This is a genomic window from Priestia sp. JV24 (genome assembly GCF_025910025.1).
GTDB classification, from domain to species: Bacteria; Bacillota; Bacilli; order Bacillales; family Bacillaceae_H; genus Priestia; species Priestia megaterium.
On record NZ_JAPCIN010000018.1, the window covers coordinates 1 to 15,931 of the forward strand.

General features: G+C 34.0%; 16 protein-coding genes. 2 read left to right on the plus strand and 14 right to left on the minus strand.

Annotated elements, in window-relative coordinates:
- Positions 1 to 110: 110 nt before the first annotated feature.
- The 4 genes from OK414_RS14865 to OK414_RS14880 all read right to left on the minus strand — a co-directional run bounded on the left by OK414_RS14865 (position 111) and on the right by OK414_RS14880 (position 2,116).
- Complete coding sequence (locus OK414_RS14865) at positions 111 to 1,169, minus strand: type II toxin-antitoxin system antitoxin SocA domain-containing protein (protein WP_263046272.1); 1,059 nt, start codon at positions 1,167 to 1,169, stop codon at positions 111 to 113.
- A gap of 30 nt (positions 1,170 to 1,199) precedes the next feature.
- Positions 1,200 to 1,625 (minus strand): hypothetical protein, encoded by a 426-nt coding sequence (locus tag OK414_RS14870; protein ID WP_263046271.1) that lies wholly within the window; start codon positions 1,623 to 1,625, stop codon positions 1,200 to 1,202.
- Positions 1,626 to 1,764: 139 nt separating this feature from the next.
- Complete coding sequence (locus tag OK414_RS14875) at positions 1,765 to 1,917, minus strand: hypothetical protein (protein WP_263046270.1); 153 nt, start codon at positions 1,915 to 1,917, stop codon at positions 1,765 to 1,767.
- Between the two features lie 13 nt (positions 1,918 to 1,930).
- Positions 1,931 to 2,116: a YolD-like family protein gene (locus tag OK414_RS14880; RefSeq protein ID WP_263046269.1), complete on the minus strand. Its 186-nt coding sequence runs from the start codon at positions 2,114 to 2,116 to the stop codon at positions 1,931 to 1,933.
- A 318-nt stretch (positions 2,117 to 2,434) separates the two neighbouring features.
- Here OK414_RS14880 and OK414_RS14885 point away from each other — a divergent pair, with 318 nt between their 5' ends.
- The gene (locus OK414_RS14885) at positions 2,435 to 3,025 is read left to right on the plus strand and encodes a helix-turn-helix domain-containing protein (protein ID WP_263046268.1); all 591 of its coding nucleotides are present in this window, start codon (positions 2,435 to 2,437) and stop codon (positions 3,023 to 3,025) included.
- A gap of 399 nt (positions 3,026 to 3,424) precedes the next feature.
- Here the strand turns inward: OK414_RS14885 and OK414_RS14890 are convergent, their stop codons facing one another.
- From OK414_RS14890 to OK414_RS14910, 5 genes are all read right to left on the minus strand, one after another.
- Positions 3,425 to 3,754: a hypothetical protein gene (locus OK414_RS14890; RefSeq protein WP_057274182.1), complete on the minus strand. Its 330-nt coding sequence runs from the start codon at positions 3,752 to 3,754 to the stop codon at positions 3,425 to 3,427.
- A gap of 14 nt (positions 3,755 to 3,768) precedes the next feature.
- A complete protein-coding gene (locus OK414_RS14895) occupies positions 3,769 to 4,074 on the minus strand; it encodes a hypothetical protein (RefSeq protein ID WP_057274183.1) in 306 nt (101 codons plus the stop codon).
- A gap of 85 nt (positions 4,075 to 4,159) precedes the next feature.
- Positions 4,160 to 4,696, minus strand: a complete 537-nt coding sequence (locus OK414_RS14900; protein WP_263046267.1) for a hypothetical protein — start codon at positions 4,694 to 4,696, stop codon at positions 4,160 to 4,162.
- A gap of 156 nt (positions 4,697 to 4,852) precedes the next feature.
- On the minus strand, positions 4,853 to 6,139 hold the full coding sequence (locus OK414_RS14905; RefSeq protein ID WP_263046266.1) for a replication protein: 1,287 nt from the start codon (positions 6,137 to 6,139) through the stop codon (positions 4,853 to 4,855).
- 633 nt (positions 6,140 to 6,772) lie between these two features.
- Positions 6,773 to 7,084: a hypothetical protein gene (locus tag OK414_RS14910; protein ID WP_012209802.1), complete on the minus strand. Its 312-nt coding sequence runs from the start codon at positions 7,082 to 7,084 to the stop codon at positions 6,773 to 6,775.
- Positions 7,085 to 7,460: 376 nt separating this feature from the next.
- Here OK414_RS14910 and mobQ point away from each other — a divergent pair, with 376 nt between their 5' ends.
- Positions 7,461 to 9,443, plus strand: a complete 1,983-nt coding sequence (gene mobQ, locus OK414_RS14915) for a MobQ family relaxase (RefSeq protein ID WP_264363538.1) — start codon at positions 7,461 to 7,463, stop codon at positions 9,441 to 9,443.
- Between the two features lie 514 nt (positions 9,444 to 9,957).
- On the opposite strand, the gene OK414_RS14920 is transcribed toward mobQ, so the two are convergent.
- The 5 genes from OK414_RS14920 to yjcZ form a co-directional block, all read right to left on the minus strand.
- Complete coding sequence (locus tag OK414_RS14920; RefSeq protein WP_263046274.1) at positions 9,958 to 10,152, minus strand: hypothetical protein; 195 nt, start codon at positions 10,150 to 10,152, stop codon at positions 9,958 to 9,960.
- A 292-nt stretch (positions 10,153 to 10,444) separates the two neighbouring features.
- Positions 10,445 to 11,707: a glycoside hydrolase family 18 protein gene (locus OK414_RS14925; RefSeq protein ID WP_263046273.1), complete on the minus strand. Its 1,263-nt coding sequence runs from the start codon at positions 11,705 to 11,707 to the stop codon at positions 10,445 to 10,447.
- A 362-nt stretch (positions 11,708 to 12,069) separates the two neighbouring features.
- Positions 12,070 to 12,288 carry a spore germination protein gene (locus OK414_RS14930; RefSeq protein ID WP_216877220.1) on the minus strand — a complete coding sequence of 73 codons (219 nt, stop codon included), beginning with the start codon at positions 12,286 to 12,288 and terminating at the stop codon, positions 12,070 to 12,072.
- 507 nt (positions 12,289 to 12,795) lie between these two features.
- On the minus strand, positions 12,796 to 13,233 hold the full coding sequence (locus OK414_RS14935; RefSeq protein WP_016766109.1) for a cell wall hydrolase: 438 nt from the start codon (positions 13,231 to 13,233) through the stop codon (positions 12,796 to 12,798).
- 197 nt (positions 13,234 to 13,430) lie between these two features.
- Positions 13,431 to 13,589, minus strand: coding sequence for a sporulation protein YjcZ (yjcZ, locus tag OK414_RS14940; protein ID WP_057237973.1), 159 nt, complete (start codon positions 13,587 to 13,589; stop codon positions 13,431 to 13,433).
- Positions 13,590 to 15,931 lie beyond the last annotated feature (2,342 nt).

The following is a 15,931-nucleotide window of genomic DNA, read 5'->3' on the forward strand; positions in this document are numbered from 1 at the left end:
GTATGCAAGTAAATGATAAGACATAAATATATATAGCCTAAAAAACCTCCACTAATCGGGAGGTTTTTTTAAAATATTATATAAGGTTATTATATTCAATTCTATTTAGATTAATTTCTCTGTAGTAATTTTAATGTTCGATACATCGAATCAAAAAAATGATGAATATCTTCTTTCTCAATTATCCAATCACAACGAGCGTCATCCGGCAAATCTGCGCGCGTTTTTCTCCAAGGATACTCCATATGTGTTAAGTCTTCTAAAAATTTAGCTTCAAATTTACTATATTTATCCCATACCCAATGTAATATACTCAACTGATTAGATGTTAAACCTAAATCATGAATCGATATACCAAAATCTTCATCAATTCTTTTCGAGCCATACGTACTATATCGATGATATACTTCAGGAATGACAGGACCATGCATCCATGCTTGGAAATTATCTTCAAATAAATTATGTCCAGTGAAAGCATGACTCCAACCCTGAGCAAAATACATTAATTTCTGAAGCTTTAAAGGAGAGACTTTCAAATCGTCTTCATCTTCTTCATTAAATTCTTGCCCTTTTATAATAAAAAACTTCTCTACTGATTCTTTAGAAGTCATTCTCCAGTCATCATCTACATTTTCTATATTTAACAAAGTAAGTCTGTCATCTAACCCCTTTAATAATTCACTAGATTTTACTGTATCTAATAAAAAAGATAATCTTTCTTCAAGTGCTTTTCTAGGTTTTTCTTCAAGCTCATCACGATAATTATCAAATGCTCGTTTCATCGCGCGAGGATCTAAATATGTTCTAAAATGAGTATCATGTTTTTTCGTCTGTAAACTTCCATTTTCATAACGAGAGATAGTAGCAGGACTCCATCCAATTAATTTAGCCATTACGCGCGTACTAACCTGATAAAGCTCATTCCGTACATAACGAAAATCTTCTGCTTTTAACATATCTTTCTTTTCCTGATATTTACGATAAATCGTACTATAATTTCGATCTGTTAATTCGTCATTATCTGTGTACTGTCCACATCTTGTACACTCATAACGTTCAGCTTCATACGTGATGGTTTCGCCATGCAATTCAACTTTATCTGTAACAAATTTATGTTCAACCGGAGTTCGTTCTAAACAATGAACACAGAATTTTAGTTGTAACGTCATATCTTTTTCCTCCTGTTTTTCATACCCCTCTCAAGATGCCTTGAGGGGGTATGTGATTGTACGACCGGGATCTGGTTTATGAAAAGAAACACAACAGGTGAAAGGGCCGTCATTGTCTTCAATAAAACTGAACTTAATATAAACTTCCATCGTTTCATTACCAGTAACGACCTTTCCAAATTCCCACATATCGCTATTTTGCAATCGTGGAGGAACATTACTGCTCCCGTTTGGATTTGGCCCTCTGTAATAATCTTCGTAAGTTAGTTCTTCTTCAACAATTCTCCTTACATCTGCGGCTCTAAATCCTAATTCCAACAAAGTAGTTGCATTCTTATCTCTTTGTGCTAAAAGGATAAAATGGTCATTTCCACGATGAATACAATCGACAATCTTTTTTAAAATGTCTTCAACTTGGGCCTGTGTAGCTCCGTTGAATGCTGCCAATAAAACCACATCCGTTATTAAGACTAGTGTTCTCAGTCGTATTATATTTTATTCAACGATAACGTTTTTTGTTATTAGTTAATAACATTTTATCATAAGTTATGAATATTTAACATGAAATTAGAACAAAATAAAAGAAAAAATTGCTTCATTTTTGCATGATTTCTATTAACTGTCTTTGAAAAATATCGTGCTCTGTTATACTTAATGCTTTTAATTCATCTTGAAGTGTTTGATTGAGTTTTATTTTTATGTATTTTTTTGTACCGTCTCTCAATGTATAAACAATCATATAATTCATGTTTTATTTCCTTTCATAAAAATTCAACATTAACTAAAAGATAAAGAGGTAAATCTGTTTTATATACAAATACATCATCTTTATAGGTAAGAGTTACTTGTTTTTCGTAATATAAAGCACATAGCAAGGTTTGATTCACTTCTTCATATCGATCTTTGGTTAAAAGTAGTTGTTCCACTTTATGTAAGCCATTCATCACGTTATGTAGTCCTATTTATTGCTCGGACATACTAACATGGACGTCATTTCTACATACGGCGATTGTTGGTTTTGCTTGTTTGAGGTCCATATTTTCCTAAAAATCCTCCTATAATAATCCCTCACTATAGGAATATTAGTTCTTTTTTCCCTTTTCCTCGCATTCTAAGTTCCCATTAGACTTTACCCTTTTAGGAAGGAGGAAAAGCATTAGCATTTAAAGAATGTTATAATTCTAGTTGCAAAATAATTTTATAACGCATTTTATAATCCGTTATATAACTCAATTTGTATTCACGTTATAAAAGGAGGTGGAGTTATGGAAGGGATACAAGGAAACCTCGAAGCTCTTTATTCTCCTGGAGAGGTAGCATTACAATTAAATATTCAAAGACAAACAGTAACTAAGTACGCTAGGATTTTTGAAACTGAGGGTTTTGTATTCCATAAAGATGATAAAGGAAACAGAGCTTACACCGATACAAATATTTCAATGTTCAGAAGAGTTACAGATGCAAAAAACAAACCTGGTATAACCCTTGAAACGGCGATAAAAGGCATAATACCAATGTATACGAAAGATTCTATAACTCTAGGCGTTACAGAAACATCTACTGAAAATGAGCATTATAAGGACGTCACAAACGAAAAATTAGACATGCTTATGCAAGCTCTTGCTAAACAACAAGAGTTAATAATTGAACAAAACAAAAAAATTGATTCTCTCCAGGAACAATTAAATGAGCATAGGCTCGATGTAAAAGACAGAGATATTAAACTTTTAGAACATATCAGGGAACATCAGAAAGAGAGAAAAGAGGAAATGTTGCTCATTGCTCAAAATGAAGTAGCAGCTGCCAAACAAGAGGAGCAAAAAATGGGCTTCTTCGCTCGTCTATTTGGAAAATAGGACAAACAAAAAGAATTAAAAGATGGTTACTAAATATGTTATTCAATATTTCACCCCAAAGAATCTGTAATAAACAAAGCCTGATGATTATCTAGGCTTTGTTATTTTTCAGTATAAGTTAAACTAAGATTTAACTTATATAATATTCTGAATACTTTTCTAAGAACATGAACTTAACTTAATTTAGGACTAGTTAAACTTAGGTTTAATTGACGTTACAAATCCGTTACTAAGCAGTTATAAATGCGTATCTATGGTCCAGTGAATTTTTTATATCCAAACTCTTTTATTAAGCTTTTGTAGACCTTATTCCCTACTCCTCAAAACGTTATATAACGGCTATAATCCTTCGGATTCTCCCTCAGTATTTGCAGAAAGGATTCTTTATAATAACCTCCTCTAGTAATCTTTAATGATGTTGATACGTTTACAAAACTCGTAAAATACCCTTGAAGATATAGGGTGTAGCTTGTTATGATACACCCCACGCCCTCCGTGTTTGGTTTGGATATACAAGATTTCAACGATACTTCCGATTTTCTCTTCCACACAAGCGACAGAACAAGCTGTATAGACAATCCTCTGATCAATAAAACCCTTCCCAATTACTTGATAGTATACGCCTTCCCCCTGAGGGGAGACTTTTTTGCCACATGAGGGACAATCCCACACCGAGGGATAAGAAGGATGTTTCTTTTCCAACGTTTTTGCTTGAAGAATAATGTCCATTTGTGACAACTCCTTTAGCTAAATGTCACACTAGTTTGAATCGGGCCTTTCCAGTCATTCTCAATAGCTTGTCTAATTGTCGAAATTAATTCGCTTCGGCTTGTCTCTTTATTCGCGTAGTCCATGAAAACACCTGAATCTTGAATATACTCAAAATGTTGATCGTTTCCGCCTAATGCGTAAACAATCAGTCTTTTCACTTGTTCACTTTCCTCTGTTAGAAAGCCGTCTGACTCTACATTTAATGCTTGAATAGCATCAAGGACTTTGTGGTCTTTTTCCTCTAAGCTGTCTAATAAATTTAATAGTTTTTCAACCATGGTAGACCTCCTGTTTTGTTTCTAAGGTTTATTTATTTATTTATTTATTTATTTAAAGAGAGGTATAAAACCCTCTCAGCGCTTATTACTCTAAAGTAAGTTCAAAAATAAGTTGGTAATTACGGTCGGTTAAGTCGATTTCAATGATTTGAAAATCTTCTCCATACCAATCCGTTTCAGTAATAATTAATTTGGCCGTATTGAAATAAAATTCCTGCGAAAAATGAGGAAAAAACGTATTTCCTCCCTCTTTCTCTACGGCCTCATACTTTTTGACTTCTCGCAAGTACAGATCTGCATAGAAGGGATGGTCTTTCCAAAAGGCTCTAGCGTTCTTTTCAACATGTGATCGGATATAGGTATGACGCTCTTTAGTGCTCATTTTTCTTATATGGCGAGGATAGTCTAAAATATGACTCTCGATAAATGACCCCTTTTCATCGTGAAAGAAATCACCATACAGCCCTTCAATCGAAAAATCATCAATATGCGCTCTAATACCAAAATCCTCTTGTTCTTCTAGTTCGCGGTTAACAAGAATAGTAACGACCTCTTCTTCATTCTCTGCTTTCGCAACGGCAAAAAAGGACTCCCCTGCATTGATAGCGAATAGTTTTGTCACATTGTGCCCCCCCCGGAGTTTACTTTGGCAGTCTTTCCCACTATGGGTGATTGTTTTACCTTCCCTTGTTATTTAAGTATTCATTATTTAGAAATATGTTTTAAATAAACAGAATCTATTAATACTTCAGCTCTAAGGGATTTCTGCATGTTTTGATTAGGAAACAGTTCCTTTCAACTGTCCATGTTGACGTAGTAAAACTTGCTCCTCTGGGTTTAGTGCTTTCCCTATATCCTGTTTCAACTGTGCCATTTCTAACGAACTGTACGTAGAACTGTGCTCTTGTAACAAGCTTTCTTCTTCTGACGTTAACTCTTGCCCTAAATCTTGCTTTAATTGAATCATTTCAAGCTGTTGATCCAGAGAAATAGCTTCTTCCTGTGTGCACTCGTTTTGCTCCTGTTCAGCTTTTAACCAAGCAGGGACCATTTCCTTACGGATGATATGTTTAGGTCTAGGTAAAGCTGCTTTCTCAGCTTTTGTATGTATGTCTGACTCAGATGATTGTTTTTCTTTATTCCCTTTTAGTAGATTTGTAAATTGATTGTAGGAAATTTGATAAACAAGACGGCACATTTCATCCAGTGGTAGAGTAGTACCCTTATGATTAGCCTCATGGATATATTTATCTAAGCCTACAATCGCTGTATAAGCGACTTCATGTACTTGTTCTTTCACAATCTCAATCTCTGTATCTCGTTTTACGGCTTTTGCAGCATTCTGAACGCGACTATAGAAATCTTTTAATTGATGTCCATATTTACTTGCGTACACTTGATTCACTTTTTTAGGCACACCTTTGATATAAGCGAATGACTGTGAAGCAGATATTAAATGATTATTAATATGATTTACAGGTAAATCAAGGTTAATAAAGGCATTGGACGTTTTTTCGCTCTCTAGGCTTGCTGTATCAACGTTTTCAGCGCGTTCAGGAGTTGTCACAGGAGTTGTCACAGGAGTTGTCATTTCTTCTTGTTGAAGCGTTTGGACACCTGTTGTATCATGTGCAAAAAAGATCTCATCGCAAATTCGATTAAAATTCTTATGGCTTTTAAGGACGAATACATAGCTGTCAGGATGAGCGCCTGTTGTATCTTCTTTAATGTAACGTGCCACAACTATAAAGGGTGTATCTTTTAATGATTTCACCAAACGAGAAACCGTACTTTTAGATGCGTTAAATTTTTTCATCAGTGTTTCTGAACGGATCGCTTGAATACCCGTAGCCACTAGGTTATAGATAACGTGATCGAGCATTTCCATACGTTTTTTAGGGAATTCTTTATGTAGGGCTACTTGGTGTTGTTTATAGTAAGTGCGAAGTGTTTCCAGAAATTCTTCTTTTTTTGTACGAAGGGTAGCTTTTTGTTGCCATAACCATTTTAATCGTCCATTGAAGGTATCTACATCTTTTAAATAGCAAGTCAATATCTTGTTCATCTCTTCATCTTCTCCTTTAAGGAACACAAAAAAGACACTGTCTCCCTGGTGAAAGGAAAACAATGTCTCGATTTAGATGAACGAAGCCCTTGAAATAGATGTCAATTTCGTATAAAATAAAAACATAAGTTTTATCTTATCGATAATGAAACTATTAACAAGAGACTTCGACAAGTGTTTTCCCTAGTCGCTGTAGGGGGAACGGTTTAAGAGTGGGTTCACACTACTTAAACAGTTGAAGTCTTTTTTCTATCCGCACGTTTTTGTTAGTTTTATTATAGCGTTAAGTCGTCTCATAATTCAATAAAAATTAGCAAAATATATCAAAACAAGTATATTTAGCTATGAATATTGTTATATGACTGTAGAAATCAATTTCGCTATATATAACACTTCAAGCTAAGAAGAAGAGTTATGCATACACATACATAGAGTTTTCAGTTAAGATTCTAATAAGTCTAAACTTGCTTGACTTTTATGGTATTTTTATAGACTTTGGCGGATTCGCTGAAGCCTATGGTTGAAAGAAGAGATAGCTATCTCTTCTTTCAACCGACAAGTTCCTCGACGATTTTAAGATATTTTTTTCTTAATTTGATAGTGTAACTTTTGAATTAAGTATAGTAAAAGACATTATTCTTTTGTAGATGCTGCTTCTTGCATTGTTTTCTTTTTCTGAGTTACCACAACATCATGATGCAAAATCTTATCTTTGTTTTTTCCTACATAAGATTGCAGTGCCTTCGCAATCTTTTCAGCTTCTTCTTCACTTTGAATCTCAAAGTATTTCTCAAAGATCGCGCCAACTTGAATCAGTCGTCGTGTTCTCTCTTTTCTTTCTTTTTCTTTTTTACGCGCTTCAACTTGCTGTTTCTTCGCTTTCATCTTCTCAATTTTCTCTTCTAACTCCTGAAGAATCTCTTCATCTGTTCGCTTCTTTGGCACCCATCCCCATCTCCTTTTTCTGTTCTCTAATGTTTGTTTTGATTATATCAAAAATTGAGATAAAATGGTATCCATATCATAGATTCTCTCACCAGGATATGGTATAATTCCCTTAGATCTAAGAGATAAGGGCGCACTTATACATCGTACCGATGTGTGCGGTTCCTTCGGAACGAAAAGACAAAACCAAAGACCCATTCGCCTAGATGGCGAATTTCATAAAACCTGTTTGCCTATTGGCAAGAATGAAACCACCATCTGACACCTTTGGTGTTCATGATGCTGATTTCATCTAAAGCGTTGATTAGCGCACCTTGTGCTCTCATCAACTTATTCCAAAAACACAAACCCATTCTCAAGAAAGGAGGAAAGAATCATGGCAATTTATCATCTATCGATGCAAATCATCAGCCGTTCAAAAGGCCAATCGGCTGTTGCTGCTGCTGCTTATCGCAGTGGCGAAAAAATACATGATGAACGCACAGACGAGCAAAAGTTTTATGCTCGAAATGTACAACCGGAAACCATGATTCTGACTCCTTCTCATGCGCCAGAATGGATGAAAGATCGTAACCGTTTATGGAATGAAGTTGAAAAAGTAGAGAAGCGCAAAGACTCACAATTAGCACGCGAATTAAACATTGCGTTACCAATTGAACTGAATCACGATCAACAAAAAGAATTGATTCAATCTTTTGCTCAAAACGAGTTTGTTCAAAAAGGAATGATTGCTGATATCGCTATTCATCGCGATGATACAAATAATCCTCATGCTCACATCATGTTAACCATGAGAAATCTAGATCAAGGTGGCTTCGGCAAAAAGAATCGTGACTGGAATGCTGATTTTGCTAATGCAAAAGAGAACAACCGGGGGTACGTCAAAAATAGCGAAGGCTGCTTATCCATTCGTGAACAGTGGGCAAACTATGCCAACAAAGCCCTGGAACAAGCTAAGAGCAACGAACGTATTACCCATCTTTCTCATGAAAAGCGTGGACTCGAAACCTTACCAATGGTTCACTTAGGCCATGTCGCGCATGACATGGAGAAGAAAGGAAAAAAAACAGATTGTGGCCAGATCAATAGAGACCGCCAAGACTACAATAAGGCCGTGGTTGATTTACAAAGCTACCGTCGCCAAAAAGAAGAACATTTAAAGAAAATGAAGGAAAAAGAGAAGCAATTCAGCTTTTCTACAGATATAGAGAAAACCTATATTCAAAAAGCTGCGTCTCTTATAGGTCAGAAGGTTATTACCTTAGAAGATATTACAGCACGCCACGAAGAACTACGCAAAATGAGTGATCGTCATGATCCTATCGAACGACATTTTCATGTACAACAACAACAATTCCTCAATGTCAGCAATTATTATGATCGTGTGAGCGATTTAGAGCGTGAAATCGGGCAGAACGAAGAAAAAGTAGAGGAACTTAAGAAGTCCCTTAATCCATTTAAACTCAAAGAGAATAACATGATGAAACGACGTCATCTTGATAAAATTTCTGATTTAGAAAGCAACAAAGAAAGTTATGAAAGCAGCATTCAACAACATAAAGAATCTCTTCGTTTTTCAACTAAAAAAGAGTTCTATCAACGTTACCAAGAATTCTCTCAAAAGAAAGAAAATCGACTCAATCAGATTACGTATGAGAAAAAACAAATTCAAGTCGAAACTAGGGTACTATTACAAGCTGAAGAAGCTATTAAACAAGCCAAAATCCGTGAGATAAGCTCTTATTATCCGGATCTCAAAACAGCTGGCAAGCATCTCACGTACAGCAATGCATTAAGACTGGAACAGTATCACGATACTGCTCAACAAAATCAATTTAGGCTATCTAACATCAAACAAAGTCTAGATGCTAACCAAAAGAAGCTAGATGAGTTCAAAAAACATCAGAAAATGGTTCGTATAGAAAAAGAACATGTCTCAACTATGAGTAAAGAAGTAGAAAAGCTGAGCAGTGTGGAGAAAAAGCTTGATGAATTAGACAGCAGCCCAGGAGAAAAAGCCAAACGGCTTGTCTCAAAAAAAGCTCGTCAAGAGTATGAAGAATTGCAAAGTGAAGCTAAATATGGACGTGAAAATCTAAAAGAACTCGGCTACAAAGGACAACAAGATTTACAACAACAACAAAGCCGTATGAACACAATAGAAAAAACAGTCGTCCCATGGCTTGAAAAAGAAATTAAAACACATAAGAGCAACATAAACGCTTTAGATACGGTTTTTAATACTATTCAACAGACTATTCGTAGTGAAGAAATTACTCAGCAAAGACATCAATTAAGAGAAATGAGAAGTACAACTATAAATAGAGCAAAGAATAAAGGTCCAGATCTTAGCCGTTAAGGATAAAAAATTGCCTTAAGGCAATTAGAAACAACTTTAAGTTGCTTTATATCTTATAGGGATATATACGGTCTTTTAATTTACGTAATGAATTTTTTAGAAAGTTGACATAAAAATAATAAAGGTTTTGTATGGAATCAGCGCTTGTCCGCACCTTTATCATTGTTTTGCATATTATAAATTGAGTATTTTAGCATCCTTTCCATCTTCTATTGAACTCAAGAAAAAAACTACTGTTTAGGCCGCAGTAGTTTTTTCTGTTTTCAGCTATATAAATCAAGGAGGCGCAAAACTAAACGGAGAATGGAGGTTGCTGATTCCATCATTTAAATTATTCTTACTACACTATATGTTTTGTTATCGATTAGGTAACTTGCCTATTTGGAATGAAAAAAATTTTTTGAGCAAAACTATCTTAGATACCATAAAGTATCAAATACAACTAATTTGAGCATTCACACACAAAGACAGCCACCTTTAAAATTAAATGGCTGTCTCTTTATTTCTAATGTTTTTAAACATTGTTAATCATAAAGAGGAACGCTGTAAAGCTCAGGACATAAATCCCGATTAGAGAAAGAGACACTTTTGATAAAGTGTTATTTGATCTCATTGCTCCTACGATTCCAACTTTAAACATATTCATTATAAACAATAAGCCTGCTATACTTAATGCTAACATTGAAATAATTAATGTTAACTGTACCAATATGCTCACCTCCTGTTTATATCTACGGGTGAACATATATTCAGTTTCAATAATTTTACATTGTATAAATTAATAAACATTGTATAAATAGGATTGTGAAGTACAAACTACTTAAGACGTTCTGCAACGTCGGCTAAACATTGATTATCACTCATGAAACAGAAAAAACAACTGATTGGATCCAGTTGTTTTTTTTATTTTTAGACTATATGTGTTATATATTCTTAGTTAATATAATGAATTTTATAGAAAATGAAAAAGTCTTTAGCCTAACCATATTTATTATTATTATTTATACCTTTCTAATAGTGAAAAATTTTCTTAAGAGCCAAGGTCCTGGCGTAAATCCAAGTGTCAATTGCCAAGCTCCTATTGCTTGTAAACCAAATTTACGAACTAATACCATTTTTTCGCTCATACTTCTTACATCTTCAAACCATACTTCATGTGTCTGTCCAGCCTGATCTTTATATCGAAAAAATGGCGATTTATATTCCTTTGAATATTGTATAGACGACTGATACCTCATCGCTGTTTTAATTGCATTTTGATTAGATATAGCAGATGCTACTGTACCCGGTTTATAGGGAACTGACCAATTATATCCGTATAAAGGAACTCCAATTATAAGCTTTCTTCGTGGAATACTTTTTATAGCAAATTCTATCGTTCTCCTTACCTCAGTAATTGGTGCGACTGGTCCTGGCTCACTACCCGAATGATGCCAGTCATATGCCATAATGAACATATAATTGACAACAGCTCCTATACCTCCATAATCATATCCCTTTAACCAAGAAATATCTTCACTTGTCTTGGCTGGAACGGCTATTGTCAGAACATATCCAGAAGGTCTTAAACGCTCACTTAATTGACGTAAAAATCCCGTAAAAAGATCTCTATCCTCAGCCCTTACACGTTCAAAATCAATATTTACTCCACCGTATCCTTTTCTAGATACTAAATAAAAGATATTATCGACAAGATTCCTTCTTGCTGTTGGATTATTTAAAACTTGATGAGCAAGATCAGGACTAAATCCCTCTGAAGTTAGATTAGTAATAGTAGCTAATGGTGTAACTCGGTTTCTCCAAGTGGTTTCAATCGCCACTAAATCGTTTAAATTATTTACTATATCCCCGTTATTTCCAAAATGATATTCAAAAATGGCAATAGAAGAGGAATAAGTAGCGAAATCATTAATTAAATTTCGATCTAAGTCTGGACTTCGAACAGCATAATATTGCAGTGTACCTGCAACATAGTTCGATATATCAGGGATTCTGATTTTCATCCCTATCTGCAAATGGTTAGGATGTATAGAAGGATTAGCTCTCTTCAACTGTTCTAAAGATACATAAGCTTTTCTAGCAATATCATTAATTGTATCATTAGGTTGAACTGTATATATATAAAGGGGTATGAGCAACGCTTGGCCTGGAACAATATTCGTTTCCTCTAAACCATTCACACTTCGTAACTGATCGATAGAGGAACCATATCTGTTACTTATTAAGAATAGAGTTTCACCAGGTTGAACTACATGAACAAACATATTTGCCCCTCCTACTTATCTTTTATTAACTCATGTTTTGTTACATAATAATTTTTGAAAAACCATTAAATAAATATATATAGATAAAGGCTTGTCTATATAACCTGTTTAAAGAATGCTGGACATACATTTTCCTTTTATATGCCTCGTTCATAATGAATAAACCTGGTGATTTCGAACAAACTACTCAAGACGCCGTGAGGCATCCAATATTCAACACGAATCTCTTCTCCAAGAGCAGAAAAAACTTCCCAGGTGGCAGGGAGTTTTTTCGATTTTTAAGCTGTATAGGATATACATCTTTAGTTAACATAGTGGATTTTATCAGAAGAAAAAGCTCTATTTTATAAAAATAGAGCCTTTTAAGCATTACCTACATTATTTTGGTCAGTCCTATCTGGATCTAATGTATTAGTACCCGAAATGCCTGAGTTTGTATTAACACAAATTCCTGTATTAACTGATCCAGCTCCCATTGCTGATTTAGCATTGGCCTTTGGTGAAACATAATAAGTATCTCCAAATGTTACTACCCCTCCAGTAACGTTTGGAATACACACATTTGCAATTAATATAGGCATGTTATTCATCCTTTTTTAAACATCAATATGGTAAATGCAGTATATGAATTTACTTTTTAATAAGTAACTTGACTACTAAAAATAAGTTTTTATATCCTTAGATAACATAATGTAACCTACTACTCAAAAATAATTCAGGTTAATAATCTGAAACATTTTTGGGTAGTAGGTTACAAGGGTGAAAAACCAATGCCAATGGTTTTCTTGACTTAAGTATATTCACTTTCTTTAATTTAGGTAACTTGCCTATAGCGAATAAAATTTCATTTCTCGAACAAACTACTCAAGACGTTCTGCAATGTCAGCTAACAATTCATTACCATTCATCCCTGTTCAGTAGTTTTTTCTCTTTTTAAGCTGTATATGATATACAAAGTTAGTTGACATAATGGATTTTTTTGGAACCCATCAAAAAATGAAAGAAGAAAAAGAGAGTTTGATATATTGATATAAACGTTGATATGTAAGGGTTTAAGAGTTGGCAGGTATTGATCCAAGCTTTCTTTACTATCTATAAGCACTTTCGCATGTATTAGCCTCTGGTTCATAATAACAGTGTTGTTTAAATTGTCCTGAAAGTGGTTGACCGTACCATGTAGGTGGACATGCAGCAGGGGGATTAAAATACCAAAGAGCATACTTAGAAGGATGCTGTCTCCAGTAGTTTACTACTTGTCGTGCCAATCTTCTCTCTACATTTCTTGCTGGCCTATAAAATAAACTACCTTTTTGTACTGCTTCAAAAGAGTAATTTCCACCTTGAACATGAAAAATTACATCCCGTATGGTTCTTAAATCCTTAAAATCTAAACAATCAACTACTGCTCTATTTACAATGACATTCCCAACCATAAGCATCCCTAGTTTCCCTTCACCCACAGCCTCTGCCCGCATCATCCGTGCAATTAAATCGATGTCACTATCTCTATATTTTACTCTCGTCACTTTTCATCACCTCTACCAGGAATTGTATTAAGAACAGCCTACAAAAATGTCAAGTGGTTACACCTCATTGGATAATTAACATAACGTAAATTATTAGCAATCGCTATGTATAAACAGTAAAGATAAATAAAAAAGCTAGCATGAAGCTAACTTTTTAAAATGGTAATAACAATTAAAATAAAAATAATTCTTAATTATTAGCAACCACCACCAAAACCGCCGCCAAAACAAGAAGCGCCAATAATGATTAATAAAATGAATAGTACAATGATTAAGGCAAAGCCGCCACCACAGCCGCCTCCGCCATAGCCGTAACCGCCGCCATAACCACAGCCACCGTAACCTCCGAAGCCCATATTTCCACCCCCTACATACTTAATACTTTTAAGATATGTATAAAAAGTGAAATTGCTCGCCCATACCCTGCACTGATAAAAATAATAGGGTTTTTGTAGATATATATAAACCCTTTAGATTACTTTACATAGAATGAATGAACCATCCGATTGAATCCCAGTAGATCAGTTACCCTCCCTAACAGATTTGCAGTTGTTAAAAAACAGAAAAACTCCCTGCCGCCTGGGAGTTTTTCTGTTTTTTTAGATGTATATCATATATATGTTTAGTTAGTATAATGGATTTTATTGGAATTCATTATCTAGAAAGATGTTGAATATTATTAGAGAAGGCTCTAAGAATGCCACTTCGACAAAGCCATCTCTATTTTAAAACGAAAAAACAATCTGTCTTCCAATACAGATTGTTTTTTCGTTTTTTGACTTTGTAAATTATGAAGGTGAAAAATAAAGTTAAAAGGATTCTAAGTGTGAGACGAAAATTATTCGAACTACATCATATGCTTTTATTTTCTTTTAAGTAACTTGCCTATTGGGAATAAAATTTTATTTCTTGAGCAAACTACACAAGATGTCGCCAAACATTGACACATACAACTAAATTTCGTAACAGAAAAAACCTACCTCTTTTGACTGGGAAGAGATAGGTTTTTTCTGTTTTATAACTATATGTCTTACACACGTTTAGTTAACATAAAACCAATTATAAGAAGCCAAATTCCTTATATATAAAGAATTTGGCTTCTATTTTTATCAAAAAATGATTAATACGTTTAATTTAACAGCAATGATTAAATTGATTCGGTTTGGTTAGTTAAATAAGAATATGCAGCAATCATTATCATGTTAGTAGGATATCATTTAATAAAGCTAGTTCTACGCTGAAAGGATCATTAATTTTTCTAAGTTCACAATAACCAGAACTATAAATATGAATAATCTTAAATCTTGTACCACGATACAAAACCTCTTTATTAATTGACATACCTTCCCTCCAGATTCATTATCGTAGTCTATTCAACATATTAATCATTTTTCTTATTCAACGTACATCTGGAATAGAATCAAATTACTTTTCCCTTTTTTATATATTTCAAAACATAAATTCAAATAAAATTTTAAATACACTCGACTATATACATATTTTTAACTGCCTTGAGCAAACTACTCAAGATGTTCCGAGCATCAACTGATAAATAGTGATATCTATAGCAGAAAAACCTACTGATCCCTGTTCAGTAGGTTTTTCGTTTTTAAGCTGTATATGATATACAAAGGTAGTTAACATAATTGAGTTACAGGAACCATAAGTTAAAAAATATATTCACTTTCATATATAAAACAATCAAATACTGAGATCATTTTTGTAGCCATGATCTCCACCAACGTAAACATTGCCAACGCCACCATCGACGAATAAGCATATATTTTCACTCCTATATATTTATACTTTCAAAATATGTACAAGGAGTAAAAAGGTTCATCTTGAAATGAGAGACTTTCATATATTAATGAACCATATCAAAAAAGCCCTGGGATCAATGATCCAAAGGTTTTTGAGATAGCCTATGAGAGTGGGAAAACTAATATTGTATGATTTTATCAGTTTCAGTATATTCACCTTCTTTGTTTTAAGTAACTTGCCTATTCAGAATAAAGATTTTATATGATGAGCAAACTACTCAAGATGCCTGAACGGCGTCTTCCACTGCAACCTTATGAAAAAGAAAGCTGTCCTCCCTGACAGCTTTCTTTTTTTTGATTATTTAAGAATAAAATTCATTAGTTTAAGCAAACTACTCAAGAAACTGATAAGGTTTCAACCCTTTGGATAAATAAATGTAGCAGAAAAAACTCCTGAACAGGTCACAGGAGCTTTTTCTGTTTTTTAAGCTGTATATGATATACAAAGGTAGTTAACATAATCACTCTTTCCGGAAGACACCACAAAAAAGAACCCTTGCGGCAGAAGGGTTTAAGGCTCGTTGTTCGAATGGGAATATGCAGCTTTTTATACATCCTTGATTTATCAACGTTTGGCCTCGGGCTGAGTGACAAATAGATGAATAAAAAGCGCACCTTTTATTCATATGCTAAACGGCTCAAATAATTGATTTTGTATACATATATGATATATTAAGAGGCAGACTATTTTTTACAAATTTCAACGTAATCCTATTTAAAAGCTACCTCGATTCCACTGTTATAAAGGTATGCAATATCTAATATGTAGAAAATAAATCTTATTTGTTATACATCTAAGGGTGAATAATGAATAAGATTAAAAATATTAGTTTTATTATTTATACTTACTGACGATAAATAGTGTGTTATTCGAGTAT

Bases quoted from the DNA above. Each gene is read 5' to 3' on its own strand.
- OK414_RS14865 (WP_263046272.1), bottom strand. From the start codon at position 1,169: ATGACGTTACAACTAAAATTCTGTGTTCATTGTTTAGAACGAACTCCG.
- OK414_RS14875 (WP_263046270.1), bottom strand. From the start codon at position 1,917: ATGAATTATATGATTGTTTATACATTGAGAGACGGTACAAAAAAATAC.
- OK414_RS14885 (WP_263046268.1), top strand. From the start codon at position 2,435: ATGGAAGGGATACAAGGAAACCTCGAAGCTCTTTATTCTCCTGGAGAG.
- OK414_RS14890 (WP_057274182.1), bottom strand. From the start codon at position 3,754: ATGGACATTATTCTTCAAGCAAAAACGTTGGAAAAGAAACATCCTTCT.
- OK414_RS14895 (WP_057274183.1), bottom strand. From the start codon at position 4,074: ATGGTTGAAAAACTATTAAATTTATTAGACAGCTTAGAGGAAAAAGAC.
- OK414_RS14905 (WP_263046266.1), bottom strand. From the start codon at position 6,139: ATGAACAAGATATTGACTTGCTATTTAAAAGATGTAGATACCTTCAAT.
- mobQ (WP_264363538.1), top strand. From the start codon at position 7,461: ATGGCAATTTATCATCTATCGATGCAAATCATCAGCCGTTCAAAAGGC.
- OK414_RS14925 (WP_263046273.1), bottom strand. From the start codon at position 11,707: ATGTTTGTTCATGTAGTTCAACCTGGTGAAACTCTATTCTTAATAAGT.
- OK414_RS14930 (WP_216877220.1), bottom strand. From the start codon at position 12,288: ATGCCTATATTAATTGCAAATGTGTGTATTCCAAACGTTACTGGAGGG.
- yjcZ (WP_057237973.1), bottom strand. From the start codon at position 13,589: ATGGGCTTCGGAGGTTACGGTGGCTGTGGTTATGGCGGCGGTTACGGC.